At 41.1% G+C, this 26,954-nt stretch carries 18 protein-coding genes, 1 tRNA gene and 2 pseudogenes; 10 read left to right on the top strand and 11 right to left on the bottom strand.

All coding sequences use genetic code 11. The annotated features are described in order from the left end of the window. Nucleotides 1-14: 14 nt before the first annotated feature. The 4 genes from ANSO36C_RS10140 to ANSO36C_RS10125 all read left to right on the top strand — a co-directional run bounded on the left by ANSO36C_RS10140 (nt 15) and on the right by ANSO36C_RS10125 (nt 3,958). The gene (locus ANSO36C_RS10140) at nt 15-785 is read left to right on the top strand and encodes a class I SAM-dependent methyltransferase (protein WP_251959424.1); all 771 of its coding nucleotides are present in this window, start codon (nt 15-17) and stop codon (nt 783-785) included. A gap of 242 nt (nt 786-1,027) precedes the next feature. Then, nucleotides 1,028-1,519, top strand: a complete 492-nt coding sequence (locus tag ANSO36C_RS10135; protein ID WP_251959423.1) for a TenA family transcriptional regulator — start codon at nt 1,028-1,030, stop codon at nt 1,517-1,519. Nucleotides 1,520-1,947: 428 nt separating this feature from the next. Continuing rightward, entirely contained in the window at nt 1,948-2,499 is a 552-nt protein-coding gene (locus ANSO36C_RS10130; RefSeq protein ID WP_251959422.1) for a heme NO-binding domain-containing protein, read from the top strand. Between the two features lie 10 nt (nt 2,500-2,509). Then, nucleotides 2,510-3,958, top strand: coding sequence for a sensor histidine kinase (locus ANSO36C_RS10125; protein WP_251959421.1), 1,449 nt, complete (start codon nt 2,510-2,512; stop codon nt 3,956-3,958). Nucleotides 3,959-4,164: 206 nt separating this feature from the next. On the opposite strand, the gene ANSO36C_RS34195 is transcribed toward ANSO36C_RS10125, so the two are convergent. Then, nucleotides 4,165-4,767, bottom strand: coding sequence for a calcium-binding protein (locus ANSO36C_RS34195; protein ID WP_323374579.1), 603 nt, complete (start codon nt 4,765-4,767; stop codon nt 4,165-4,167). 282 nt (nt 4,768-5,049) lie between these two features. Between ANSO36C_RS34195 and ANSO36C_RS10115 the strand changes: the two are divergent. After that, nucleotides 5,050-6,251 (top strand): annotated as a pseudogene (locus tag ANSO36C_RS10115) (FtsW/RodA/SpoVE family cell cycle protein). 268 nt (nt 6,252-6,519) lie between these two features. On the opposite strand, the gene ANSO36C_RS10110 reads toward ANSO36C_RS10115, so the two are convergent. Continuing rightward, on the bottom strand, nt 6,520-8,028 hold the full coding sequence (locus tag ANSO36C_RS10110) for a UbiD family decarboxylase (protein WP_251959420.1): 1,509 nt from the start codon (nt 8,026-8,028) through the stop codon (nt 6,520-6,522). 874 nt (nt 8,029-8,902) lie between these two features. After that, nucleotides 8,903-9,625, bottom strand: a complete 723-nt coding sequence (locus tag ANSO36C_RS10105; RefSeq protein ID WP_251959419.1) for a carbonic anhydrase — start codon at nt 9,623-9,625, stop codon at nt 8,903-8,905. Between the two features lie 665 nt (nt 9,626-10,290). Here ANSO36C_RS10105 and ANSO36C_RS10100 point away from each other — a divergent pair. Then, nucleotides 10,291-11,706: a flavin-containing monooxygenase gene (locus ANSO36C_RS10100; protein WP_251959418.1), complete on the top strand. Its 1,416-nt coding sequence runs from the start codon at nt 10,291-10,293 to the stop codon at nt 11,704-11,706. A 1,208-nt stretch (nt 11,707-12,914) separates the two neighbouring features. Here ANSO36C_RS10100 and ANSO36C_RS10095 read toward each other — a convergent pair. The 7 genes from ANSO36C_RS10095 to ANSO36C_RS10065 all read right to left on the bottom strand — a co-directional run bounded on the left by ANSO36C_RS10095 (nt 12,915) and on the right by ANSO36C_RS10065 (nt 18,209). Next, a complete protein-coding gene (locus ANSO36C_RS10095; protein WP_251959417.1) occupies nt 12,915-13,643 on the bottom strand; it encodes an ABC transporter ATP-binding protein in 729 nt (242 codons plus the stop codon). Nucleotides 13,644-13,720: 77 nt separating this feature from the next. After that, the gene (locus tag ANSO36C_RS10090) at nt 13,721-13,945 is read right to left on the bottom strand and encodes an indolepyruvate ferredoxin oxidoreductase subunit alpha (RefSeq protein ID WP_012407913.1); all 225 of its coding nucleotides are present in this window, start codon (nt 13,943-13,945) and stop codon (nt 13,721-13,723) included. Nucleotides 13,946-14,090: 145 nt separating this feature from the next. Further along, the gene (locus tag ANSO36C_RS10085) at nt 14,091-15,305 is read right to left on the bottom strand and encodes an ATP phosphoribosyltransferase regulatory subunit (protein ID WP_251959416.1); all 1,215 of its coding nucleotides are present in this window, start codon (nt 15,303-15,305) and stop codon (nt 14,091-14,093) included. Continuing rightward, complete coding sequence (locus ANSO36C_RS10080) at nt 15,305-16,264, bottom strand: J domain-containing protein (protein ID WP_251959415.1); 960 nt, start codon at nt 16,262-16,264, stop codon at nt 15,305-15,307. The genes ANSO36C_RS10085 and ANSO36C_RS10080 overlap by 1 nt, the downstream gene beginning before the upstream one ends. A gap of 74 nt (nt 16,265-16,338) precedes the next feature. Further along, on the bottom strand, nt 16,339-17,151 hold the full coding sequence (locus ANSO36C_RS10075; RefSeq protein WP_251959414.1) for an inositol monophosphatase family protein: 813 nt from the start codon (nt 17,149-17,151) through the stop codon (nt 16,339-16,341). Nucleotides 17,152-17,206: 55 nt separating this feature from the next. Continuing rightward, a complete protein-coding gene (locus ANSO36C_RS10070) occupies nt 17,207-17,752 on the bottom strand; it encodes a thermonuclease family protein (protein WP_251959413.1) in 546 nt (181 codons plus the stop codon). A gap of 88 nt (nt 17,753-17,840) precedes the next feature. After that, entirely contained in the window at nt 17,841-18,209 is a 369-nt protein-coding gene (locus ANSO36C_RS10065; RefSeq protein WP_190940120.1) for a 2Fe-2S iron-sulfur cluster-binding protein, read from the bottom strand. Between the two features lie 106 nt (nt 18,210-18,315). Here ANSO36C_RS10065 and ANSO36C_RS10060 point away from each other — a divergent pair. The 3 genes and pseudogenes from ANSO36C_RS10060 to ANSO36C_RS10050 all read left to right on the top strand — a co-directional run bounded on the left by ANSO36C_RS10060 (nt 18,316) and on the right by ANSO36C_RS10050 (nt 22,776). Next, nucleotides 18,316-18,402: transfer RNA gene (locus ANSO36C_RS10060), tRNA-Ser, on the top strand. An 834-nt stretch (nt 18,403-19,236) separates the two neighbouring features. After that, the gene (locus ANSO36C_RS10055) at nt 19,237-20,301 is read left to right on the top strand and encodes a serine/threonine-protein kinase (RefSeq protein WP_251959412.1); all 1,065 of its coding nucleotides are present in this window, start codon (nt 19,237-19,239) and stop codon (nt 20,299-20,301) included. Between the two features lie 438 nt (nt 20,302-20,739). After that, nucleotides 20,740-22,776, top strand: a pseudogene (locus ANSO36C_RS10050) (protein kinase domain-containing protein). Between the two features lie 52 nt (nt 22,777-22,828). Here the strand turns inward: ANSO36C_RS10050 and ANSO36C_RS10045 are convergent. Beyond that, on the bottom strand, nt 22,829-24,058 hold the full coding sequence (locus ANSO36C_RS10045; RefSeq protein ID WP_251959411.1) for a peptidase: 1,230 nt from the start codon (nt 24,056-24,058) through the stop codon (nt 22,829-22,831). A 727-nt stretch (nt 24,059-24,785) separates the two neighbouring features. Between ANSO36C_RS10045 and ANSO36C_RS10040 the strand changes: the two genes are divergently transcribed. Beyond that, entirely contained in the window at nt 24,786-26,846 is a 2,061-nt protein-coding gene (locus tag ANSO36C_RS10040) for a serine/threonine-protein kinase (RefSeq protein ID WP_251959410.1), read from the top strand. Nucleotides 26,847-26,954: the final 108 nt, after the last annotated feature.

The following is a 26,954-nucleotide window of genomic DNA, read 5'->3' as shown; positions in this document are numbered from 1 at the left end:
ATTAACACTTACAAATGTTAAATGTGAATCACAAAAACTCAACGAAAAACTTATACAATCGCACAGCATCAGAGTGGATTAGAGGAGAACCTACTTCCCTATCAGACTTTACAGCCCGCCCTTTTGTACTAGAGCTTTGTGAGCCTGTTGCTGGGTTACGAGTACTTGATATAGGTTGCGGTGAAGGTTATTGCAGCCGAGAATTAAGCCGACGTGGTGCTGCATGGGTACATGGAATAGACCTTTCCCAAGGCATGGTTGCAGCAGCAAAATTGCAAGAAATAGAAGATGCGTTAGGTATTAGCTATGAAGTAGGATGTGCTACCAATCTTAAGCACTTTGATGATGGTGAAATTGACTTAGTTGTTGCAGTATTTTTATTTAACTATTTAACAATTGCTCAGACCCAAGAATGCATGGCAGAAGTTGCACGTATTCTTCGTCCAGGCGGTCGATTTGTATTTAGCGTTCCCCATCCATCTTTTCCATATATGCGGGAGGCAGCATATCCGTTTTATTTTCAAGTTGAGGGTGGAGGCTACTTCAGCAAGCGAGATCAGCAGTTTCCTGGCCGTATTTGGAAACGAGATGGCTCTTGGCTAAATGTGCAATTGATTCACAAAACTCCTGAAGATTACTTTAATGCTCTTAAAATTGCTGGCTTCAATACGATGCCAACCTTACAGGAATTGCGTGTGACTCCAGAACATATCGCAATAGATGAATCATTTTTTAGCCCCTTATTTGACCAACCCCTCCATCTAGCCCTACAAATATCACGATGATACAGGACACCTTCTTTAGTTAGAAATTCTTTCCGTGAAATAACAGTTAATCATCCTCTATGGAATCATGAGTTCTTAACTCGCTGTCGGGCTGGAAATTTATTTTTACCAGACGTACAGGTACTAGCTGTCCAGATGTACAAATTCTCCAAAGAGTTTAATCGGATTTTTGGCTAGCATCTTGTCTTGCTGCCAAGATGAAAGTAGTCAGCTAGTCATTTTAGAAAAACCTATTTGACGAAATGGGACAGGGAAATATAACTCAGTCCCACCCAGAATTGTTTCGTCAATTTACCCGCGCACTGGGCATCCACGACGAAACTCTGTCAGCATTACCCACAGCACCGGAAACCCGCGCCCTTATTGAAACCTACTTGCAGATGCCACATAAGTACGGTTATTTAGCTGCACTCGGTGCGGTCTGTTATGCTTCCGAAGGAATTGTTAGCTCGCTGTACACGCAACTATACAAAGGAATTGTTGGCGCTACTCCTTTACCAAAAGAATCGTTGATCTTTTTTGAAGTCCATATTGATGTGGATGATAGTCATGCAGCGAAGCTAGCAGCAGTGATAGAACCTCAGATTACCAAGAATGAAGAAGATATCAAAATAAAGCTGGCTATTGCAGAAGCTATGGATGCCCGGCTTCAATTTTTTAACGGTATTCAGCGTCAAATCTCTAACTATAGCTTGTATCCTGATTCATGGCTGCCTTTTGATGAATCGCTGTAGTTAGTCTGTCAAGCTTAAATTGATGGGTAAGCAAGTTTGTAGTCAGGAATTTAGTCCTTATTTTTCGGACTTACGTAAAACTACATGCGATGGGGGCAATTCATGAATTGTCCCTGCCATAAAATCAGGGTTTCAATTATCGTTTGCGTATGTCCTTATTTTTTAACCATTAAAGTGCTTACTACGAACCCTCAAAACTAGCTGGGTAAAACGAATAAGTGAAAATACGGTTGTAATAATGAGTATTTGTAGCATTAAAATGCGAACAGTTTTCCCTATTTTGTTCGATTTTAAAGCTGTAATTAATAAAAAATTTTAAGATTTGATTACAGAAAAGTTTCCTATTTAAATAAGCCTTTTCAGAAATTAGTTGTCGGGTTTTGGACAAATTCACAAAGTAAAATTAGGTGCAGCAAGAGGAGGCTTCCATGTACGGATTAGTGAACAAGGCGATTCAAGACATGGTGTGTAGTCGCTTTGGCGAAGATACTTGGAAAAAGATCAAGCACAAAGCAGAGGTGGATGTAGATGTTTTCCTTAGTATGGAAGGCTATCCCGATGACATCACCCACAATCTGGTAAAAGCTGCCAGTATCATTCTCAGTTTATCTGCCAATGAGATTATGCAAGCCTTTGGGGAATTCTGGGTTCAGTACACATCCGAAGAAGGCTATGGCGAATTGATGGATATGAGTGGAGATGAACTCCCTGAGTTTTTAGAAAACCTTGATAATCTTCATGCTCGTGTAGGAGTTAGTTTTCCCAAACTCCAACCCCCATCATTTGAGTGTACTGATATGGAGGAAAATTCTCTGAGCTTACATTATCGCTCTGATAGAGAAGGACTAACGCCAATGATTCTTGGACTAGTCAAGGGATTGGGAAACAGGTTTGATACAGAAGTTCATGTTACCCAAACCCAAAGTCGAGATGAGGGTGCTGAACATGATGAATTTTTAGTGATTTATAAACCAAATTGAGTGCAGTAGCATGGCTCCTCCTCACCTTACACTTTCGCCAGAGTTACTGGCGAAAGCTTTTCCCTTCCACTTTGCCTTTAGCCGTAATCGGGAAATTGTACAAGCTGGTGATGTTTTTGGGCGCATTTGTCCTGAACCATTAGTTGGTAAATTGATTGAGCAGCATTTCCAAATCAATCGTCCAAAAATTTTGGTCGATTTTGATGCTATTAGTAAACAGTCTCGTGCCCTGTTTATATTAGAGTTTCTCCACAATGGAATGCATCTCAAGGGTCAAATGATGTATCAACCAGAGGAGGAGGTGATATTTTTTTTAGGTTCTCCCTGGATTACAGATACAACTAGCCTCGCTCCTCTGGGTATTAAACTCAAAGACTTTGCAATTCACGACCCTATTGTTGATTTCCTGTTTCTCCTACAAGCTCAGAATACTGCTTTGGCTGATGCCAAAAAGTTAACAAGTGAACTGCAACAACAAAGGGCGCAACTACGGAGTGCGCTACAAATCAAGGAGAATTTAGCGGAAATTGCTGAGGCTCAGTCTAAAAAATTGGAAAAATCCCTCCGGGAGCTACAGCAAACTCAAGCTCAATTAGTCCAGGCTGAGAAAATGTCCAGTTTGGGGCAGTTAGTTGCAGGAGTTGCTCACGAAATTAACAATCCTGTTAACTTCATTTATGGAAATTTGAAATATGCAAAGGATTATACGCAGTGTTTGCTGAACCTTGTGCATCTTTACCAGAAATTGTATGCCAATCCTGTGCCAGAAATTCAAGAATACACTGAGAAAATTGAGTTAGATTTTTTATTAGATGATTTGCCAAAAATCCTAAGTTCGATGCAAGTAGGAGCCGAACGGATTTCTGAAATTGTCTTGTCTCTGCGGAATTTCTCTCGTCTTGATGAAGCTGAGAAGAAAAGAGTTGATATTCACCAAGGGCTGGATAGTACTTTGCTGATTTTACAGAGTCGCTTCAAGGATAGTGTCGATCATCCTAGGATCAAAGTAGTAAAAAATTATGGAGATTTACCTTTAGTAGATTGCTACGCTGGTCAACTCAATCAAGTATTCATGAATATTCTCAGTAATGCAATCGACGCGCTTGATAATTATGATCATAAACGCGCGATCGCAGAAATTCATGCTAATCCTAATAAAATTACAATTACTACGGAAATCATCGAAACGAACTGTGTAATCCGAATTGCTGATAATGGTTCTGGAATAACAGAAGCAGTTAAGGAACGACTGTTTGATCCATTTTTCACAACTAAGCCAGTCGGTAAGGGTACAGGATTGGGTTTATCAATTAGCTATCAGATTGTAGTTGAAAAACATGGGGGAACATTAAGATGTGTATCAGAACCTGGACAAGGAACTGAGTTCTGGATTGAAATTCCCCTATCTATGGACAAACAAGTAGTTAATTACGTGAAATCACTAAGTTTAATTAAATAAATATTTTAAGTCAATTTTAGAGTGATCGCTCTTAACTATGGCAATCCTGAGTTCAACTATTTACTGAGTATAAGATACTACACTTATTGCAGGGTAGCGATCGCAATTGGTCATAAATATTTAAAACAATTAAATGCGAGGTATCATTTTCAATAACCCGCATTGTCAAAATTTATTCTTGTCCTCTGCCGCCCAGTGATGGGACTCTAATAGTTGTAACCAACCACAAAATTGTTGTTGGTTAATGACAATCCAGCAGTAAGTACAGCAAATTGTACTTGATTGAAGTCAGTTGTACTGCCATCTTGGTCAAAGAACAATGCACCTGTAGTGGAGTTATAAATGAATCTTTGAGCGCTCGTGGTTGCAGATGCTCCAATGGTAAACTGACTAGCTGAAAGTACACCCACTGATAAGCCACCACCAAAATTATAGTAGCCAGGTGACACCCGAATCAGTTCATTAGTTGGGTTGAAGTCATAAATAGTATCTATGCCTTCATTAGGACTATTGAAAGCAAAGGTATCAGTACCACCTCCTCCATAAAGGCGATCGTTACCATTACCACCTGTGAGGATATCATCGCCACTACCACCTCTGAGGGTATCAGTACCATGCCCTCCATAGAGGGTATCATTACCATTGTTTCCCACAATGGAATCATTGTAGCTTGTCCCTGAGATATTTAATTGTTCGATATTTTTATAGCTAATCAGTCTCGTGCCACTGGTAATTGAGCCAATCTTAGTAGTAGCATTGAAAGTCGAAGTTATTCCCGTGATCCCATTGGAAGTGGCATAGACGGTCAACGAATAACTTTCTCCTACCTGAATCGATTTTTGGAGTAACTTTAGTTGTCAATAATCAAGTTAGTGCTATTTGTGCCTTTGAGAGTCATCAACTTTTGTACTAAAATATATCCGTTTCTTTCAGGTGTGACAGTTGTAGGTGCGGAATGTGGGTTAAAAAGCACTGTAGCAAAGTTTACAGCTTTAAGATTTATGGTTGTAAAGCCTACTTATGAGTTATAAGTTATGATTTATGAGTTTTATTTCTAACTCCTAATTTTTAACTTTTTACCTGTACTACTCGTGAATCTACGCCGCCTGATTCCAATTTTTGATAGTTCAGTCTCCAACTGGGCCTTAGAAGCGCGGCTGTTGCGCTGGTTAACGTTGATTTGGCTGTTCATCGGCTTGATCATGCTATTTTCAGCATCCTATCCCGTCGCTGATGCTCGTCATGATGATGGTTTGTACTACTTTAAACGTCAACTGCTTTGGGTCTTAGTTTCCTTAATCGGATTCAATATTATTGTTAATTTACCATTGCAGAAAATTTTGGGACTAGCCCATTGGTTTTTGTTGCTATTTTTGGCGTTAATTTTTGTCACACTGATCCCAGGATTGGGAAAAAAGGCTTTTGATGCAGCGCGTTGGATTGCGATCGGGCCAATTCCGATTCAACCTTCAGAATTAATTAAACCCTTTTTAGTGCTGCAAAGTGCGCGGCTTTTGGTCAATGGGAACGAATCAGTTGGCGGGTTCGTTTGTCTTGGTTGGGTATTTTCGGTTTGGTACTTTTAGGAATTCTTGCCCAACCTAACTTGAGTACAACAGGACTTTGCGGCATGACTATTTGGCTAATTGCTCTAGCAGCTGGTTTACCTTACAAGTATCTGGGAGGAACAGCAATTGGTGGAGTGATGTTGGCAGTACTCAGTATTAGCATCAAAGAGTATCAGCGTAAGCGGGTGATGTCATTCCTCAATCCCTGGGCGGATGCTACAGGAGATGGCTACCAGTTAGTGCAAAGTCTACTAGCTGTGGGTTCTGGCAAAACTTGGGGAGCTGGATTTGGGCTTTCTCAACAAAAGCTATTTTATTTACCAATTCAGGACACCGATTTTATTTTTGCGGTGTTCGCTGAAGAGTTTGGCTTTGTTGGCAGCATGGTGCTGTTAGCACTTTTAGCTACATTTACCACTCTCGGATTAATTGTGGCGCTGAAGGCTAAAAATATAGTACAGCGATTGGTAGCGATCGGCGTGACGATTTTGATGGTAGGACAATCGTTGCTCCACATCGGTGTTGCTACGGGTTCTTTACCAACTACAGGCTTACCTTTGCCTATGTTTAGTTATGGTGGTAATTCAATGATTGCTAGCTTAATCGCTGCTGGGTTGCTGATTCGGGTAGCACGCGAGAGTAGTGAAGCTGAGGTAGTACCGTTGCGAAAACCCATGATTGAAAATGGGCGCAGACGCAGAGTTTTTCAGAAAAATAGGAATTGAAAAATAGGAAAAGGGGCATTTCCCTGTCTCTTCATTGAGCTAGTGGTCTGTCCCATCAAATTATGATGGGTAAATCACCTTTAAATTTCTATTCTCTAACTCTTAACTTCTCTGCGAGACGCTGTGTGAACGCGTTCTTTTCGTTCTTTGTGTCCTTCTCCCAAGGGGAGACGCTAACGCGAATGCGGTTCGTAAGAGTTGGACGCAAATAGAAGAAAGAATGCTTAACCTAAACGTATTTCTAGTCGCCCAAATATTCTTTAACGTGTTACCTCATATCATAGCCAAACAAATTCGGGTCTACTTCTCCTAACTGCAACTCTGCTAAACCATACTCCGCCCATCGTCTTTCTACCATCGCCGCCACATCTGGGTCAGATTCTAAAGGCGAACCCCATTCATGATCTGTTTCCGGCGGAATCTTTGTAGTTGCATCAATTCCCATACGTCCACCTAAGCCAATTTTTTCACTGGCAAAATCCAACGTATCAAAAGGTGTATTTGGCAAAATAAAGACATCCCGCACAGGGTCAACTTTGGAACTAATTGCCCACACTACTTGACGCGGATCGCGAATATTTATGTCTTTATCCACCACAATTACAAATTTTGTGTATGTAAATTGTGGTAAAGCACTCCAAAATGCTAAAGCTGCCCGTCGCGCTTGTCCCGGATATGCTTTATCAATGGAAATAATCGCCGCTTTGTAACTCAAAGCTTCCATTGGTAGAAAGAAATCGACAATTTCTGATACTTGTTGCCGCAGTATAGGAGTATAGATGCGATTTAGTGCGATCGCCATCATCGCTTCTTCTTTCGGTGGACGACCGCTAAATGTTGTTAAGTAAATCGGATTTTTCCGGTGCGTCATACACTCAAAGCGTACCAAGGGCGAATCTTCCACACCGCCGTAATAACCCATGTGGTCGCCAAAAGGCCCATCTGGTAAAACTTCCCCTGGTGTAATCGTGCCTTCCAAAACAAATTCGGAATCTGCGGGAACTTCTAAATCGACAGTTTTACACTTCGCTAACTGCACACCTGAACCGCCGTATAATCCAGCAAACAGCCATTCCGATAAATCTACAGGGATGGGTGTGGCCGCTGCCATGATAATTAGAGGATCTACACCAAGTGCGATCGCAACTTCTAATTTCTTCCCACGTTCGGCCGCTTTTCGCAAATGCCTCGCCCCACCCCGCACTGATAACCAGTGAACTGTCATCGTATTTTTAGATTGTAGTTGCAAGCGATACACTCCTACATTTGGTGTACCCGTCTCACAATCTTTGGTGATTACCAATCCTAGGGTGATAATCTTGCCAGCATCACCAATATAAGGACGTATCAACGGCAACTTATGTAAATCTAAATCATTACCTTGAAGCACAACTTGTTGGCAAGCGGGGAAAAAGTCCCGTCCTGGTTTCGCCTTCACCACATCAAACAACACTTTCCCAAAATCTATCGCCTGGGAAATCTTCTTCGGCGGTTTTGGCTGTTGCAGCATACTCAGTTTTTTCCCCAGAGTTTCCAACTCCTCTGGATGCTGCATATTCATTGCCCAGCAAATCCTTTCCACAGTTCCCATCAAATTCACTGCCACCGGAAAGGAAGCGCCTTTGACGTTTTCAAACAACAACCCTGGCCCACCTTTTTGCAGCATCCGGTTGGAAATCTCAGCAATTTCCAAATCTGGGTCAACTAAAGCTGAAATTCGCCGTAATTGTCCTCTTTCTTCCAAAATTTTAATGAATCCCCGCAAGTCTCTCGCCATTGTTCTAATAAAGCTGATTATTTAAGAAGTGTGAAGCGCTTTCTTATATTATGGGGCATTGGGTATGGGGCATGGTTATTCCCCTTGTTCTTCATCTCCCAATTCAAGAAATTATTGGTTTTAATTGGAAATTAACCTATTTAGCAACTTTTCTTAACTGTGTTTTCCAAAGTATTTAGTTATTGTATCTAGGGATACGCAATTATTTTTTACGAATAAGCGCTAACCTAATCAAACATGGCCAGAATAAACTATACCTTCCTGGCAGGCAGCCTTGTTATATGGCCCCTGCTGGGTTTATTTGTTACAAGCTTTAACTGTGTTTTGCTGAATTTTCGTGAGCTTAAATTGGCATAGCCCAACCCAAGCATCGCCAATACCATTTTCAAAAGTTTTTGCAATAAATGAATCGGCTGTAGGAGTGTACAACTGTACATTAGTGTCAACTTAAGCTTAAAGCCAGTCGAGAAAAAGCTTTTAGCAGATTATCTTGTTATCTCGTTCCCAGTCGGAGACTGGGAATGCCCGTCGTTGAGGTTCCACCTCTTGAGTGGCGGCAGAGCCACAATTGAAGAGCATTTCCAGCCTCTGGCTGGAAACGAGATTTTAAAAGAGTTTTGGCTTAAGTTGACACCAATGACAACTGTACGACCCCACAATGTATAGACATAGTACTGCTATATCTCTAGAAGGGTTCTGGATAACACATATTTAATTTCACTAGATATCTAATATATATGCAACTGATATTTTGTAAAGTGGTATAAAAAAGATTTTTCAAGTAGAGCAATGAATTTAATTAATCTTTTTTATAAAGAATATTTTTTTGAACATCATTAAACTAATAATTTTACGTCTAAAATGTGTAAAGTTTTTAATTAATAATGTTGATTTTACCAGTATCAATATCGTAACAAGCACCAACAATTTTTAGTTTACCTTCACGGAGCAATTTAGCTAAAATAGTTGAGCTTTCTTGCAATTTTTCAGTCTGATACTGAATGTTAGCAATAACTGCATCTTGCATATTATCACCTGTTCTAAACTTTACCTTTTCGACAGATGGTTTAATACCCTCAATAATTAAACCAATTCTGCCAGGAAGTGGTTCGTTTTTGATTGCTTCTGCTACTGCACCGCATCTTCTATGACCCAAAACCATAATCAGCTGCGAACCTAATACTGCTGTAGAATATTCCAGACTACCTATAACCGTGTCACTGACGACATTACCCGCAACTCGCACGACAAATAAATCTCCCAGCCCTTGATCGAAGACGATTTCCGCAGGTACTCTAGAATCTGCACAGCCCAATATGGCGGCAAAAGGATACTGAGCTTTAGCAACTAATCGTAAACGTTCTAGTGATTGATCGGGATATTTACGTTTTTGCTCGATAAATCTTTGATTACCATCGAGTAAGCGTCTGATAGCTTCATTAGAACTAACTGGATTTGGGTTGTCTGGATGAATATCAGCAACAGCAGTTTGCTCTGTATTCCAAAAGCTATCACCAAAAGCAGTAGCTGCAATACCTACTACACTGGCAAATTTTAAGAAATTACGTCGCCCTAAAAATCCATTAACTCGACTCATCAATCTACCTGAAAATAACAAAGCTGTTCCAGGAAGATATCAGACTTAAGCAAGATACAAGAGTACCTTTTTACACGATTTAAGAGTTATTTAATCTTCAGATTGCATCGTAACTTAGAATTTAAGTAGGTAGACATAGTTAAACGTACAATCAAATCGAATTTTTTTAAATTAAAATACCGTATTTACTGCTACATTTCAAAATCATCACTTCACCTAAGATTTGAAACTAATAATAAGTCGGCAAAAATAAACACAATAATGAAGTTCAGGAATATAATGTCAATCTTTCCCATGTTTACCAATTTTTTAGTCGTACTTCAATTTTGCAATCGGAACGATATGCAACTCTAGCCAATAGAAGCTAGGGTGTTCCGAAATATATGACAACACAACACAGGTAATGCGAGCGGCAATTAGGCATCATCTAAAAATAAGTTGTACAACATTTATTTGGAATAGCTTGCTAAATTTAGCTTTCACATAAAAATTGTTCAGGTTATTTTTACAAAAATCCTTGGAAGTATTGTTGCCAATAAATTGCACATATTTCCTGATGTTTTCGCCTGCGCTTTTCATATCCTCACGAGATATTCTCTCTTTTTGAGTGGGTTAGCTTGGTATCTGCCAAAAGTTTAGATAATAGTCAAGTAAAATTCAAAATTATGTTGGACACTACTCACAAGCATTTAATTCTTGGGGCTGGTTTTGTCGGATTAAGTATGGCTGAAGCGCTCAAGAGCGCGAGTATTCCCTACGAGCAAGTTGATGCCAGCGATGACATTGGTGGAAATTGGTATCATGGTGTGTACGAAACTGCACACATTATTTCATCACGGAAGATTACCCAATTTACCCATTTTCCCATGCCGGATAATTATCCGGATTTTCCCAGCGCTCAAAATATACGGGATTATTTAAACTCCTTTGCTGACCATTTTGAGTTACGTAAAAATATTGAACTAAATCGTCGAGTTAGCTACGTGCGACCTGTTGAGAATAATCTCTGGGAAGTTACCTTTGATGATGGGGAACAGCGAATTTACAAAGGAATTATCATTTGTAATGGTCATCACTGGTGCAAACGTTTTCCCAAATTCTCAGGAGAATTTGATGGGGAGATAATTCACTCCAAAGATTATAAAAATCCTCAACAACTACGTGGTAAAAGAGTTTTGGTGATTGGTGGAGGGAATTCAGCTTGTGATATAGCCTCAGAAGCAGCTAGGGTAGGAGCTAAATCTGTGTTGAGTATGCGTGAATCTGTGTGGTTTATTCCCAAAACCTTTATAGGTGTTCCAATTTCTGATTTAACTGAATGGTGGATGCCACAATGGTTCCAGAGGTTTATGACTTATATAATTATTCTGCTTACCTTCGGTAAGCACAAAGATTATGGTCTACCCGAACCCAAATATCGAATTTTTGATAAGCACCCGACCTTAAATAATGAAGTGCCCTACTATATTAAACACGGTCGCATTACCTATAAACCAGAAGTACGACATTTGGATGGCAAAGAAGTTGAATTTGCGGATGGTAGCCGAGAAACTTTTGATTTAATTGTTTGTGCAACTGGTTTTCATCTTGCCTATCCATTTTTATCTCCAGAACTGCAACGGGTGAAAGGAGCAACAGTGAAATGTTATGGAGGGTCATTTCTTGAAGATTACAAAGGAATTTACTACATCGGTTGGGGACAAGCTAGAGGAGGTGCTGGTTCTGTATTGTCCGCTTTTGCACCCATATTTACCCGTTTTCTAAAACTCCAGGATGAAATTAAAATTCCTGTCGGGCTAGCCCTCAAAAAAATGGGACAGCAATTACCCACAACCCATCTTGAAGATCCGCAAAAGATTTTTTGGGAATTAAAATTAGTCAATCTGTTTTTTCAACGGATGGCTCAAAAAGCTCACCGAATCGATTCTCAATATTCCCAGTTTAAGAATCATCCACTCCCACCCTTGGAAAGTCCCAAACAAAAACAACAAATTTCCGGTGATCAGTCAAGCATTGTAAATGAGACAGTTCATTCCAATGCCTCACACCAAAATTTTTCTGTTACTAAAACTAAGCCATAAACCACAACAACGCAAAAGGGTTGTGCGGTATTGGTTACGCAAAATGCTTGTGGTATTAAAGTTACAACTTACTTACCACAAGCGTTTCTTATTTTTTGATTTCTGCAAGCTCAAGAGCTACTACTCTAAGACAGCTACAGGTTAAATAAATTGTGGCGATCGCTTTGGTATGTCAATCTGAGTATGGAAAAACCTAATTCCCTTCCCGACACAAGAAAGGGGAAAATTCAAAATCTCTCTCCTTTTAGGAAAAGAGATTTCCTAAATTCAGTGAAAGGTCAGATATCAATATCTTCGCCAGAAATCTTTACAATCTAATTTGTCTATAGGCACGTACATCTGTCCGCCCCTAAACCTGTATCAAGTGTTTCGTGAAATGGTATAAGTCCATTTGTACTATGTGTTTTTTGTTTGATTTCTAGCCAGTTGTGGTGAAGCGGTGACGCTGGCGCTGCATCCACTTTAAGGTGGTTCGGAGAGCGTGAGCGTCAACAACTGGCCATTGGGTGGGGCTTTTGAGACGGGAGTTGATCCCTTGTAGAATTTTCTCAATTTCCCTGTAACCCTGTTGATATCTCAATTAAAACTGCAATAGAAAAGTTTGGGATGCCAAATTGCCAAAAGCAATCAACATAATTCGTAATTCGTAATGACGCTCTCCACGAGACGCTGTGGGTAGCTAGCTTTTGAATAGACATCTGGTGAAATTAAATATGTCTTATCCACAATCCTTGTAGAGATGTAGTAATGTTACGTCTGGACATTTATTTTTATCAGACATCTAGTGGAGATAAGCGGACTCGCTAAAGTTATTAGTAATTAAGAAACTCGTTATAGTAACACACTTGTATAGGTCGCAACCTTTTAATTCTGGTCTAAATACTTATCCATGATGTAATTAAAAATTGCGAGTTTTTAATGGGGATTCTGGCGGATCCAGGTAATTTGCGTTTTAGTCACTTTTTCCTGAATGAATGTCCTGTTTTGCCTTTTGACTGGCTGTAGATGTGATTAGAAACGCAAGGATTATTGGGGAGAATTCTTTGAGCATCGAAAACGACGGTCGCGGCAGTGGCAGGAAGTCTTATGGCTTTTGTATTAGTTATAGATAGTTTAGGCGTAGCCCAACCTAAACATCGCTATCGCTTTGTGAAGCTCCTATATTGAGCTGGTGTTACGTTGAATGGGGCAAGAGTGATTACAAAGGGTTAATGTCTCTTACCTGCTCCCAGATATAGCTCACCTACTTTCGGGTCATTCAACAATTCTTCACCAAGGCCGGAGATCGCATCGCGCCCCGATTCTAATACATATCCACGATTAGCCATCTCTAAAGCTTTACGGGCATTTTGTTCTACTAATACGATCGCAGTACCTGCCTGATTAATTTGTTTTATCTGCTCAAAAACTTGTGTCACCAAAATCGGCGACAAAGCAGCAGATGGTTCATCTAAAATCAGCAAACTAGGTTCCAACATCAAAGCTTTGCCCATCGCTAGCATCTGGCGTTCTCCCCCAGAGAGGGTACCAGCGCGTTGACGACGGCGATCGCTTAGTCTGGGGAACATAGTAAATATTTTATCTTTAATTGGTTTCAGAGGAACGTTAAGCACAAAAGCACCCATCTCCAAGTTCTCTTCAACACTGAGGGAGGGGAAGACATTGGCGATTTGCGGTACGTAGCACATTCCTCGTTGGACTATTTCATTGGACTTTAGCCCCACGATATTTTCACCTTCGAAGGTAATTGTCCCTGTGTGGGGGATCAAAAGCCCAAAAATTGCTTTTGCTAAAGTAGATTTTCCCGCACCGTTGGGGCCAATCACTGTTACCAATTCCCCTGGTGCAACCCGGAAATTCACTCCTTGCAGGATATCTACATCTTTGATGTAGCCAGCGTGGACATTTTGAACATCTAGTAAATAGTCATTTGTCATTGGTCATTTGTCATTGGTCATTTGTCATTTGTCAACAGTCAAGTCAAACATAACTATTGACTGTTGACTATGGACTATTAAGGGGTTTTTTGCAACTCCGGTCTTTCTTCTGCAAGAATTGCCCCTTCTACAGGACAAACTTGGAGACAGATACCACAGTCGATGCAAGTGGCAAAGTCAATCCAGTACCAATCAGTTCCCTTGGCATTTTTGCCTGGGCCATCATGAATACAAGCAACTGGACAGGCATCTACGCAGTCAGCGACGCCTTCACAGACTTCTGTAACAATCGTGTGCGGCATATTCTCGATTCCCTCTTTTCTGTATCGGCTGTTTCTAGCCTAGCAGGGGAGTGGGAATTGGGGGATGAGGTATAAGATAAGGGGCAGGGGGCAGGGGGAATTAATAACTAGTCCCTAGTCCCCAATCCCCGATACCTTGTGCCCACTAAAGCAATGGCTCAATTTTTGGTGAGCCATCAGCTTTTATCCAGGCAATTTGGGCAATGCTGCGATCGCGTGCATGTTGACGGATTGCCTCTGCATCCCTGCCCCCCAAATCAATTTCTACCCGCACTAGATCGATCGAATCTCTGAGTTTTTGCGCGTAGGCAAAGGCGGCGGCGTTAGCACTGGCTGTCTCTGGTGCTACCAACCAGTCACTCGCTGGAGTTACTTGTGGTAATTGCTGAGTAGACAGCAAAACTTGGTATAAATCTTCGATATTGAGTACAAAACCAATTCCGGGGATGTTTTCTCCTTGGGGATGATATAGCCCCAAAAGCTGGTCGTAGCGACCACCACGCCCTAAAACTCTGGCTTGGGATTCGGTATCTTTAACAACTTCAAAGACAATACCAGTGTAATAATCTATAGTCTGGATGAGGCTGAGGTCAAGGATTAAGGGCAGTTTTTTCTCTGATTCTAGTAATTCTACTAGGGATTTGAGGTTATTCACTGCTTGTTGCTGTTCTTCATCTAGATCCAAACTACTAACTTTTTGCAACACGTCTGCACTGGGGCCGCGCAAATCTAGCATGATTTGGGCGCGATCGCGCAGTTTGTCACTCAGAGGTAAAGTATCTATAGTAATCCGGTCAAGATGAGCGATCGCACTACGAACTTGATCTTGGAGATTAGCAGGAAAGGCACTCAGGAGCGATCGCGTAATTCCCGCTTCACCTAAAATTAAATGCCATCCCTGTAAACCCAGTGCTGCCAAACAATCTGCTACTAATAGCAGTACTTCTGCATTCGCCAGCAATCCGCTAGCACCTAATAATTCCACCCCAGCTTGATAAAACTCTTGCTGGCGATTGTGTCTACTTTCCCAAGTGCGGCGAAACACATTGGCGTTGTAATACAAGCGTTGCGGATAAGTAGTACCCGCCATCCGAGTGACAACAGTACGAGCGATGGATGCTGTTAATTCTGGACGTAGCCCTAATTCATCATCTTCGCCATTTTGTTGTAGTTGAATCACCATCTGACGCTGAATTGCTTCCCCTGCCATCAGGGTATCCATACGCTCTAACGTCGAGGTGATAATCCTGTGATATCCCCAACGGTGAAACACCTGCTGTAACCGATCTTCAATCCAGCGTTTTTTCTCCACATCCAAGGGTAATAAGTCCCTGGCTCCCGCTGCTGGTTGATACACCATTATTTTTTCTTCCCACCAAACAAACCACCAAACAAACCACTACCAGATTTATCTGGTTGCTTATCTCCATTATTGGGGGATGAAGTCACCTTATGATCACTAGGTTGGTGTCCTAAAGCTTTATCTATTTTAGGCTTCCATTGCAACGCCGTTTCGTCATTAGGGTCTAACTTTAGAGCATTATCAAAGTGGATTTTTGCCATTTTTAGCTGATTTTGCTTCAAATACACCATTGCAATTAAGCTATGGCAGCGACTATTTTTCGGTTCTAGCTTTAGCGCATCCTGCAACTCTACTTTGGCTGGAGCAAATTGGTTTTTGTCAATCAAAGATTGAGCGCGACGAACATACTGTTCTACAATCGAGTCTTCTTTTGCTGGCGCTGGTGTTGGTACTGATGCTGGTGCTGTATTTTTTGGTGTACTTGGCTGAGGTGTACTTGATTGGACTTTGGGTTGAGCAGGTGGGGCTGCGGATGATTTGCCCGCACTCCGCATTAAATAAACTAGATTCAACTCACTAGCTTGGGCAATGACTTGTAGGGCTTGTTCTAAAGCATCATATTGGGTTTGGGCTAGTTTAGCGATCGCACTTTTATAGAAATGATCGATATTAGATGACTCAGCTAACTGTTTAGCCAAGTCGGTGTTTAGAGTTACCGAAGTAGACTCTTGTAGCAGGCGCTTGCCAATTTGCGACAAAATTAGAATATATTCAGTACGAGTGCGTTCTCCAGAAAGTTTTTCGTAAGCTGGGTTAACCAACTTTGATAACAATTCGTTGCCTAGCTCTTTTTGAGTAGCAGTTTCAGTAAAACTACTATCTGGATGCAAACGGCGAGCGACTTGGAGGTAGCGTTTACGAATCTCTTTAACATCCGCATCCACTGGAACGCCCAATACTGCGTGATGATCTATGAAATCATATTTAAATAGTCCACGATCTATTTTGAAAGACATATAGAGGTTTTGCACCAAAGGAGCAGTTAGATTCTTTTTAGTTTACCCAAAGTGGCAACGAAAGCCCCCATCTGCTACACCCAGGATGATAGTGGTGGAACTCGTAAAAGTTCGCTACTAAGGGAGTCGTGAATATAACTATTTGTGGCGAGAATTCTACCTGACTCGATTTTGACAGAAGTGCGATCGTAGGCGGTGACTTTGCCTCCAGCTTCTTGTACCAAAATGATCCCGGCGGCAATATCCCAAGGAGAAAGCCCTCGTTCCCAGTAACCATCGACACGCCCACAGGCAACATAAGCCATATCTAGCGATGCGGAACCACTACGTCTGACACCTTGGGTAAGATGGGTGAGGTGACTAAATTCTGCGTAGTTGTTATCAGAGGTTTCGCGGCGATCGTAGGCAAATCCTGTAACTAGTATGCTTTTATTCAGTTCAGATGTCTCTGAAACCTTGATGGGCTGACGGTTTCGCGTTGCTCCCAAACCAGTACCAGCACGGAATAACTCGTTGTGATAAGGGTCATAAATTACACCAACTTTTGGAACGCCATTAATTAACAGCCCGATAGAAACCGCAAAAAATGGGTATTGATGAGCGTAGTTGGTTGTGCCATCTAGAGGATCTATTGCCCAGAGGTACTCATTCTCTTGATTACCTAATTTCCCTGATTCTTCAGCCAGAATAGAGTGCTGGGGAAAATGGCGGCGCAAAATTTCTAAAATCACCTTTTCTGAGGCTTTATCAGCAACAGTGACTAAATCACCAGGCCGTCCTTTTTCAGTAATTGCGTCTTCTAACTTACCCAAGTAGCCTTGCAAAATAGCACCTGCGGCTAAGGCCGCTTCTGTAGCAATATCTAGAAAAAGTTGTAAATTTGTCATTTGTCATTTGTCATTGGTTCATTTCTCCTAGTCCCCAATCCCTAGCCTTCACTTTTCAAAGATTTTGGCGGCGAAAGTCAGCAGGAGTGAGGCGCATGGGTTTTTCTGGGTTCCAAATTCCTTGCCCCATGAGTCTAGCCCATTGTTGGGCACGTTCTAAACGCTGGTCATATTTGTGGTTAGGCGATCGCCCCACAAACATTGCATTCCCTTGTTTGACTAATTCTTCATTCAACAACACCTTATTTTTCCATACATAAGCTAGAGTTCGCCCGATTTTGTCTTTTGCTTCTAAATCAAACTCCAGCATTACTGATTGTTCTCCATCACCAATTAGACTCTCTAACTGTTCTTTTGCTGCTTCCCCCCAAGGGCGCTGTCGCAAATCTGGTGCATCAACACCCACTAACCTTACTTGGGAAATCAAATTTGGTTGTTCAGCCATGCCTAACACTTCCAAGCTTTGCCCACTAACAACTCGCGCTACTTTTACTTGAGCCTGATTGTTTGGCAGCTGGTTTTTACCTTGGCAACTCACTAAGAGCAATAAGCAAGCCAAAATAGCTATTTTTCGCACCCAGACACTAAGACGCCCAACCATCAAAAACTTTCCTATGGTCGCTGCATATAACGAGTATGACCTCTTTCCCCCTGCCCCCTGCCTCCTGCCCCCTGCCTTATCCAATTGTTTATTCCTCATCTAAGGGTAAACCCGCTTTAATTTTCCCCCTAGCAAAATAGCGTCCAAACTGGAGTTCGTAAACTTCATCTTCGTCTTGTGTCTCTACCTCCAAGTCAGAACGGGGATAACTTACACACAACAAGGCATAACCTTGCCGACGTAAATCTGGCGACAATCCGATCGCTTCTGGTTGGTAAATTTCTCCTGACAACACTCTCACAGCACAAGCGGTACAAGCCCCGTTGCGGCACGAAAACGGTAGTTCCACCCCTTGTTTTTCGGCAGTGTGCAGGATATAGCGGTCTTCTGGCACTTGTAGGGTGTATGTTTTGCCAGTGGCGCGATCGCGAACTTTAATTGTGTATGTACGGGACATCTGGATTTGCGTTTTGGGATTGGGACTTTCAGATTCAATCTAAAATATCTTTCTTTATCTTTGCATTTTTTGGGATTCTATAGTATGATCGTAACTTGTGGCACCTGGAGAGGTGGCCGAGTGGTTTAAGGCGCAGACCTGGAAAGTCTGTTAGGTGGAAACGTCTACGAGAGTTCGAATCTCTCCCTCTCCGTTTTAAAAGCTAGTTTATATTCACCTACGTTTTTTGCGGTTGTGGTTTAAAATATGCCCTAGTAAGTTTTGTAGTATGAATTTGCTGATAGTTAGACTCCGCAGACAACAAGGCGAATTCTGTTGATGAATTTATTGGGTTTTTGCACTATTTTCAAACAGTTTACCCAGTATTTGAGGACACAGCGCTTTCTCTAAAAACCTACTAACTATTTTGACAAAACGCTCAAATACTGGCTTAGAGGTTGTTTGAAAAGTAGTTATCTGTGATTTTAGGTACTTGTTGATCCCCCCTAACCCCCCTTAAAAAGGCTACTGTGTATACACAAGTCCTAAAAACCTTGCCTGGTAAGATACAAGCCTTAGTAGGCAAGGTTTTGAACCGAGCAAGCTAATTATCAATAGTGTCAGCTTATTGATAGAGGTTTAACGGAAAATTAAGGATTTTAAAAATAATTTTCCGTTATTTTGTGTCCATGTGATTCCCAACTCAACTTGTGTATACACGGTAGCTTAAAAAGGAGGGAACAGGAATTAAAGTCCCCCTTTTTAAGGGGGATTTAGGGGGATCTATAACGTTTTGCTACCAACAAGAGGACTTTTCAAACATTCTCTTAGTAACCTTTCTATTCTCCAGCCAACAGATTTTCGCCTCTGTTAACCAAATTACAAATTAGTCCGTCATACAATCTCTTGAGAATTTATCTTTACTTTTTAAATTTTTAGTATTAGTAGGAGAGTAATGATGATTTGGCAAAGATTCAGTAATATTACTGTTGTTAACAAATAATTGCCATAAAATTAAAGACATTATAAGAGCAGATATTTTATACTAATGAATCGTTTTTCCCAGAAAACAACGAGTTCTCAAGAAAGCATTTCACAGCAAACTCAACTTGGGCAGATGTGTGGCTCCAAAAAGCTATTTCGCGATCGCTATGAAATATTGCAAATTTTGGGGCGAGGTGGTTTTGGCATCACATTTTTAGCCAAAGATACCGTATTACCTGGGAACCCCCTATGTGTCATTAAACAGCTTTGTCCAAAAGTAACTAATCCCCAAAGTTGGCAAAAGGCATGTACACGCTTTGAAAAAGAAGCAAGAACCTTGGGTAAACTTGGTAGTCATTCGCAAATTCCCATGTTATTAGACTACTTTCAGGCGAATGGGGAGTTTTTTTTAATTCAAGAATACGTGCCGGGTTTAACTTTGGCACGAGAAGTACGGCAAACTGGGCCCAAAAGTGAAGCCTCAGTTAAACAGTTTTTGCAGGAATTATTACCTGTATTACAGTATCTTCATAAAAATAATGTGATTCATCGAGATATTAAACCCCAGAATTTATTGCGGTGTCAATATGATGGGCGGATAGTTTTGATTGATTTTGGTGCGGTGAAAGAGCAATTAGCTGATGTTTGCGAAAACTCAATCAATAAAGTTGCAAACACCAACTTTATCGGGACTAGGGGATTTGCGCCACCAGAACAGTTTTCTCTACGTCCAGTTTATGCCAGTGATATTTATGCACTGGGTGTAACTTGTGTTTATATGTTGACTGGCAAAAGTCCTTTAGAATTAGATTCGGATTCAAAGACTGGTGAAATATGTTGGCAACAACAGGTAAATATCAGCAACAGTTTCGCCCAGATTTTAGCAAAAATGGTGAAAGTTACCTTAGATGAGCGGTTTAAAACTGCCGATGAAGTGATCAAAGCTTTAGGTAATGAAAGCTATTTCCCTACTTTGGCTAACTGTCTAACTAACCAAAAATTCAATAATAAAAGTATTACACAATACGAAACGACACAACCGGAAAATTCTGATGTTTATGTGCCTCCTATAGCCAGAACTGCTAGTGCTATTCGCAAATGGAGGGCAAGATTTAAAGAAATAAGGTAGCACAGTTAAATTCAATCCTTTTTTATCGGAAGTATCAAATAAATAATTAATTATAGTCGAGTTAAAATAGGCAAAACAAATTTAGTATGTATTTTAACTATATTTGCTAGTCAGTAATGATTAATTAATCAGGATTTATCTTTAATACTTAGCCAGTTACCACTTATCAATATACAAGCAGAATTACTAGGTTTAACAGTTTCTAAAAATATTTTTATTCAGATTACTATATAATCGAGAGAATAATTAATCTTATGGCTCTCGTAGTTTTCCACAGATGAGGAAGACTGACTACTATTTACAAACGCTAACCATATAAGTAATTCCCCAATCCCCAAAACAGGGTTTTCTACCACAAGTCAGCGAGAGTCAATATTCTTAAGGGAAAATTCGGGGCAAACTTAGTCTAAGTTGTCATGCAGTCGCGCCTGTCAGATCATGATCTGCTGCTTAAATCCCGATTGCTCAAATCCCCTGAATCCCAATGGAAAGAAGTTTTGCCAAAGTTGTAGCACCCCGTTGGTGTCACTTTTAAGAAATCGCTTCCGTGTCATCCGAGTCCTTTCAGATGAGGGGGGATTTGGCAGAACCTATCTATCAGAAGATGTAGATAAACTCAATGAACGGTGTGTTGTCAAGCAATTAGCTCCAAAATTCCAAGGAACTTGGTCGCAAAAAAAGGCGATGTAGTTGTTTGCTGAAGAAGCGCAGCGATTACAAGACCTTGGGGAACATCCCCAAATTCCAACTTTAATAGCTTACTTTGAGCAAGACGGTTGCCTATATTTGGTGCAGCAGTTTATCAACGGGGATAATTTGTTAAAGGAGTTACAACAGCGCAAGGCTTATAACGCTAGGGAAATTCAATCTATTTTGCTAGATTTGCTGCCCATCCTCAAATTTATCCACGATCGCAAAGTAATTCATCGAGACATCAAACCAGAAAATATTATCCGCCATAAAAGTGATGGGCGATTAAGCCTGATTGATTTTGGTTCCTCAAAGCAATTCACCGCCAAAGTTCAGCAGAAATCTGGCACATCCATTGGTTCACATGGTTATTCTCCCCTAGAACAGATTAGAGATGGTAAAGCTTTTCCCGCCAGCGACTTGTTCGGTGTGGGGGCTACCTGCTTTCATCTGCTAACGGGAAATTCTCCCTTTCAGTTGTGGATGGAATCTGGGTATGCCTGGGTGAGTAATTGGCGGGAATATTTGCGGAGTCCATTAAATCCTGAATTGGATTTTGTCATCGACAAGCTTTTGAAAAAAGACATTTATGAACGTTACCAGTCAGCCGATGAAGTTCTCAGAGACTTGACTCCAAAACAACTCCTGGCATTGCCACCAGCAGGTAAATCGTCTGGGAAAATACCACCAACTAGAGCGCCATCATTACCTAAAAGTTATCCCTTACTGAGAATTTTAATCTTGGTAAGTGCTTTGATTATGTTGTTCGGGTTTGGAGAATCTTGGTATAAACATTTTCGCCGGATTCAGACCAGCTTAGTCTCAAGGCTGAGTCAGCACAATACTTCTGGCAAAGATGAGGCGCTTTTAGCCCAACCATTAAAGATTATCTTGGGTAAGGTTTCCTTAGTAAACACCCTCCCAGGACATGAAAACTCAGTTTTATCTGTTGCCATCAGCCCCGATGGTAAAACCATTGCCAGCAGTGGTGGCGACCGCACAATCAAACTTTGGGATCTGGCAACCGGCAAACAAATCTCTTCACTCAACGGGCATTTTCAGCAGGTGAATGTCATAAAGATTAGTCCAGATGGGAAACTTCTGGTTAGTGCCAGTGATGACAACACCATCAAAATCTGGAATTTAGCAACGCGAAAACAAATTCGCACTTTGGCAGGGCATTCTGACTCAGTTCATGCCCTAGCTATCAGTGCTGATAGCCAGACACTAGTTACTGGTAGTGATGACAACACCATTAAAATTTGGGATTTAGCTACAGGAGAGCAAATTCGGACACTAGCAGGACATACATTCTGGGTGCGTTCAATAGCCATCAGTCCCGACAGTGTGATCCTTGCTAGTGGCAGCTTTGACAAGACAATCAAAATCTGGAATTTGACAAAAGGATACCCTATTCGCACACTAGAAGGAAATTTTCAAACAGTGACAACCGTGGCTATTAGCCCAGATGGTAAAACTTTAGCTAGTGCTAGCCGCGCTCGCACCATCAAACTTTGGAATCTACTTACTGGCAGAGAAATTCGCACACTGGCGGGACATAGCAACACCGTTACAACTGTAGCCTTCAGTGCCGATGGTAAAATGATTGCTAGTGGTAGCCGCGATCGCACCATCAAACTGTGGAATCCAGCCACAGGAGAAGAAATTCTCACATTAGCAGGGCACACCAACACCGTGACATCAGTTACCTTCAGTCCTGATGACAAAACCCTTGTTAGCGGTAGTGAAGACAACACTATTAAGATTTGGCGTTTGTCTCAGTAAGGTAGCACATCTGTGCTACCTATAAGGCGGTAGTTTCAAATAACCTAAATTATTAGAAGATAGTCAATCTGTATTGGCCGCGCTCCTGTGGATTCTTGGAAGTAACAACAATATAGTAAGTATCATCTTCAGGCAACCTAGCTCGGTCAAGTAAAGCACTGTATACACCATTTTTGTCTTTGTCTTTATCAATAGCGATCATCTTCCCTTGAGAATTCAGCAAAGCTACATAAGGAGAAAATTCTTCATCAATACTATCTACACGAATACTTATTAGTTGATTTTTCTTGCCTTGAAAATTAGAAATATTGTAAGCGCCGCCATTTTGTTTTATAGTTGAGCTTTTGGCACTTAATTGACCTAATTCATCTACAGTATAGCTAGCTCTGTCATTTCTGAGAGCCAAACTGTAGCGCCCTGTATCCCCAGTATTTTGACTAGTAACTGCAATTTTGTAAATGCCATTCTTCGGTAATCGTGCAAAAATGAATGCATCATCGCCACCACTGCTTTTATCAAAAGCGCCTTTTTTGACGATGATATTATTATCAGGATCATGCAGAAACAATAAGGGTTTTAAACTCAAGTTATTGGTTCTGCGTGTATCCTCACTGCCAATTAGCCTAATTTGGACTAATTGATTTTCTCTACCTTGAAACTCATAGAAATGAAAATATCTACCTTCAGATTTAAAGTCACGCTTACTCAGAATACCTAATGCAACATCTACAAAGTTAATTTCCTTGTAAGTAGGTGTAGCGGAGGAAGAAGGCGCTGAATTGTCGATATTTTGGTTCCGTGTAGCTACATTAGAACTTGACTTGCGAACTCTCCCGGAACCAGCATTAGAACGATAAGCATTTGAGTTAGAAGTTCTACCTCCAGATGATCTAGATGCAGTACTATTGGAACGATTAGAATTTGAGTTAGAAGCCCTACGTCCAGATGATCTAGGAGTCGAACTATCACTTGAAGAGTTGGAAGTTCGCTGCGAATTTTCGCTGTTAGACGCTATGCGACGAGTTTGTATTGGCGACTGAATAGATATCTTGCGTCTTGGAGCTATTGACGCTTGAGAAACAGGAATTTGCTCAATTGCTTTTGTTACTGCTTCTGGTTGTCTCTCATCTGGTGATTTGGCAATTAGGAAGTTTTGATAATTTTGAGGTCTTCCTAAAGCATTGATAGGAAGCACATTACTTGTGATTAACAAACCACTACTCATGCAACAAATTAAAACGTTACTTAATTTCCGGCGATAGGTTTGATTTTCTAATAGCATAATTACGCTCCTAAATTTGCTGATGGGTTTGTTTTCAGTAAGAGAAAATTGTAATCCTAGCTGCTGTTTTACCGCAGCAAATAAATCTAACTTCTTATGTAGACTGAAAAATTTAGCGTAGACACCTTAGCGGTGTGCCAAAGGCATCGACTGTTATCAATTGAAATCGTACATTACACACGCTCTAAATCTTGCCTACAATTAAATCGAGAAAATTACATTTTCAATTAAGATTACTAGGGTAAATCTTGGTTTTGTAGGTATATACTGAACTACAAACTGGAAATGCTGCTTTTCGGATTATTGCCTAGATTTTTTTGGAAACTGACTAAATGCCATACACAGATGTAATCCCTAAGCAGAGTTAACGCCTATCAATGAGTTAAAAGGCATCGCTCAAGCACAACTTTTTACAAGTTATCTAAATTTTTCAAAGGGTCGCGCCCATTACCTGGCAACTTCTCTACAATAAAGCTACGCGAAGAAACTTAGAGCTTGTTCGGGAGGAATGTTAGCTTCGGGACTGGTTACTGGGAAAGAGTTTTTCGCAATTTCTATAGGGGTTGAGTCTCTATGAAAATTGTCCTAATCACCAGTTCTCAGTTGAATCCCTGATGAGGTAAGGAAATTAGGAATTTGTATAGTATCCAGTGATATTAACTAACAAGAGAGATTATACTACATGACTTAAGATGAATATATACCTCAAGTTAAATGGATTCCCAGTATGCTCTGTTGTGTGAATCCCGATTGCCAAAAACCCCTAAATCCTGATAAAAACACCTCTTGCCACAATTGTAAAGCGGAATTGATACCCCTACTTGGAGGTCGCTATCGTCCCACTGAGCTGTTGTCAGACGAGGGCGGATTTGGTAGAACCTATCTGGCACAAGATGTACACAAACTGAATGAATGCTGTGTTGTTAAGCAATTCGCGCCAAAACTTCAGGGAACTGGGCCACTAACAAAGGCTATTGAGCTATTTAAACAAGAAGCGAGCAGACTGCAAGAACTCGGAGAACATCCGCAAATTCCCACCTTATTGGCTTATTTTGAGCAAAATCACTATTTGTTTTTAGTACAGCAATTTATCAATGGGCAAAACTTGCTTAAGGAATGGGAGACGCTGGGAAGCTATAGCGAAATAGAGATTCGCACATTTTTGCTAGATTTATTACCTGTGCTGAAGTTTATCCATGTGCGCGGAGTGATTCATCGGGATATCAAACCACAGAATATTATTCGCCGTCAAAGTGACGGGCGATTAGTACTAATTGATTTTGGAGCCTCTAAGCAGCTAACAGCAACAGTGCAGACTAAGATGGGCACTGTTATTGGCTCACACGGTTACACTGCACTTGAACAAATGCAAGATGGAAAAGCTTACCCAGCGAGTGATTTATTTAGTTTGGGGGCGACTTGTTTTCATCTTCTGACTGGGGTTCGCCCATCTCAACTGTGGATACAGCAGGGTTATGGTTGGGTTCAGTCTTGGCGGCAATATTTGAACCGTCCAGGTAGGGACGGTATTTCTGTGTCTACAGAGTTGGGTGAAATTTTGGATAAATTGTTGCAACTAGATATCCAAAAACGTTACCAATCGGCTGATGAAGTCATCACTGACTTGACATCTCAACCATCACCATTGTCATCAGTGCCTCCAACTATACTTACACCAACATTTGCAGCTACCTCAGTAAACAAAGCAGCAGTTTCACTAAAATCAAATAGCAAGCTACAAATGCAACTGCTGTTAGGTTCTAGCATTTTGGTGTTGGGATTGGGAGGAGTTTGGTATTTACAGACTCGCCCTCATACAATGAGCGAATATTCTCCACCTATTTCTCGGCCGATTCCGCCCGAAAAAAGCGTCCCGGAAAATTCTTTTCTACCTAAATCTCTCAAGGGACATTCCAGTGATGTAAATTCCGTAGCTTTCAGTCCTGATGGCATAACCCTTGGCAGTGCTAGTGATGATAAGACAATCAAGCTATGGAAACTGGCAAGTGGAGAGGAAATTCGCACTTTACAAGGACATTCCACTTGGATTTGGACTGTCACCTTCAGTCCTGATAGCAAGACTCTTGCCAGTGGCAGTGCGGACAAGACAATTAAATTGTGGAATCTGGAGACAGGTAAATTAATCCGTACCTTGGAGGGACATAGCGACGGAGTTGCTTCTGTTGCTTTCAGTCCTGATGGCAAAACTCTTGCTAGTGGCAGTGCTAGTAAGGACAAGACAATTAAACTGTGGAATCTGGAGACAGGTAAGTTAATCCGCACCATAGATGGACATACTAATGGTGTTTCATCTGTGGTTTTTAGTCCTGATGGCAAAACCCTGGCTAGCGGTAGCTGGGATAGGACAATTAAATTGTGGAATCTGGAGACAGGTAAGTTAATCCGCACTTTGGAGGGAAATGCAGAGTCGATTCTTTCAGTCGCTTTTGCTCCCGATGGCGTTACCCTTGCTAGTGGCTGTGGGGACAAGACAGTTAAATTGTGGAATCTGGAGACAGGTAAGTTAATCTACACCTTAAAAGGACATAATGATAAGGTTAACTCTGTCGCCTTTTTGCGAAGTACAAGTCCAAACGGTGTCACCCTTGTAAGTGGCAGCAGTGACAAGAGCATCAAACTTTGGAATCCAGTAACAGGAAAGGAAATTCGCACTTTAGAGACAGGTTCTGGATATATTTATGCCGTTGCCATCAGCCCAGATGGACAAACTATTGCTGGTGGTGGGAGTGGTGAAAACATTCTCAAGATTTGGCAGATGATTCAATGAAAAGTGCAGAAATTTTTATAGCAATTGACAAATAACGCTGGGGAGTGAGGGCGTGCCAACTTTGCCTGGTTGAATTGTTAATTAAGATTTGTCAAAAATAAAATTAGC

Source organism: Nostoc cf. commune SO-36 (genome assembly GCF_023734775.1).
Taxonomy (GTDB): Bacteria; Cyanobacteriota; Cyanobacteriia; order Cyanobacteriales; family Nostocaceae; genus Nostoc; species Nostoc commune_A.
The sequence above is the reverse complement of the archived record's forward strand: the minus strand, read 5'-3'. Positions and strand labels throughout refer to the sequence as shown.

Bases quoted from the DNA above. Each gene is read 5' to 3' on its own strand.
- ANSO36C_RS10140 (WP_251959424.1), top strand. From the start codon at position 15: ATGTTAAATGTGAATCACAAAAACTCAACGAAAAACTTATACAATCGC.
- ANSO36C_RS10135 (WP_251959423.1), top strand. From the start codon at position 1,028: ATGGGACAGGGAAATATAACTCAGTCCCACCCAGAATTGTTTCGTCAA.
- ANSO36C_RS10130 (WP_251959422.1), top strand. From the start codon at position 1,948: ATGTACGGATTAGTGAACAAGGCGATTCAAGACATGGTGTGTAGTCGC.
- ANSO36C_RS10125 (WP_251959421.1), top strand. From the start codon at position 2,510: ATGGCTCCTCCTCACCTTACACTTTCGCCAGAGTTACTGGCGAAAGCT.
- ANSO36C_RS10110 (WP_251959420.1), bottom strand. From the start codon at position 8,028: ATGGCGAGAGACTTGCGGGGATTCATTAAAATTTTGGAAGAAAGAGGA.
- ANSO36C_RS10105 (WP_251959419.1), bottom strand. From the start codon at position 9,625: ATGAGTCGAGTTAATGGATTTTTAGGGCGACGTAATTTCTTAAAATTT.
- ANSO36C_RS10100 (WP_251959418.1), top strand. From the start codon at position 10,291: ATGTTGGACACTACTCACAAGCATTTAATTCTTGGGGCTGGTTTTGTC.
- ANSO36C_RS10095 (WP_251959417.1), bottom strand. From the start codon at position 13,643: ATGACAAATGACTATTTACTAGATGTTCAAAATGTCCACGCTGGCTAC.
- ANSO36C_RS10090 (WP_012407913.1), bottom strand. From the start codon at position 13,945: ATGCCGCACACGATTGTTACAGAAGTCTGTGAAGGCGTCGCTGACTGC.
- ANSO36C_RS10085 (WP_251959416.1), bottom strand. From the start codon at position 15,305: ATGGTGTATCAACCAGCAGCGGGAGCCAGGGACTTATTACCCTTGGAT.
- ANSO36C_RS10080 (WP_251959415.1), bottom strand. From the start codon at position 16,264: ATGTCTTTCAAAATAGATCGTGGACTATTTAAATATGATTTCATAGAT.
- ANSO36C_RS10075 (WP_251959414.1), bottom strand. From the start codon at position 17,151: ATGACAAATTTACAACTTTTTCTAGATATTGCTACAGAAGCGGCCTTA.
- ANSO36C_RS10070 (WP_251959413.1), bottom strand. From the start codon at position 17,752: ATGGTTGGGCGTCTTAGTGTCTGGGTGCGAAAAATAGCTATTTTGGCT.
- ANSO36C_RS10065 (WP_190940120.1), bottom strand. From the start codon at position 18,209: ATGTCCCGTACATACACAATTAAAGTTCGCGATCGCGCCACTGGCAAA.
- ANSO36C_RS10055 (WP_251959412.1), top strand. From the start codon at position 19,237: ATGAATCGTTTTTCCCAGAAAACAACGAGTTCTCAAGAAAGCATTTCA.
- ANSO36C_RS10045 (WP_251959411.1), bottom strand. From the start codon at position 24,058: ATGCTATTAGAAAATCAAACCTATCGCCGGAAATTAAGTAACGTTTTA.
- ANSO36C_RS10040 (WP_251959410.1), top strand. From the start codon at position 24,786: ATGCTCTGTTGTGTGAATCCCGATTGCCAAAAACCCCTAAATCCTGAT.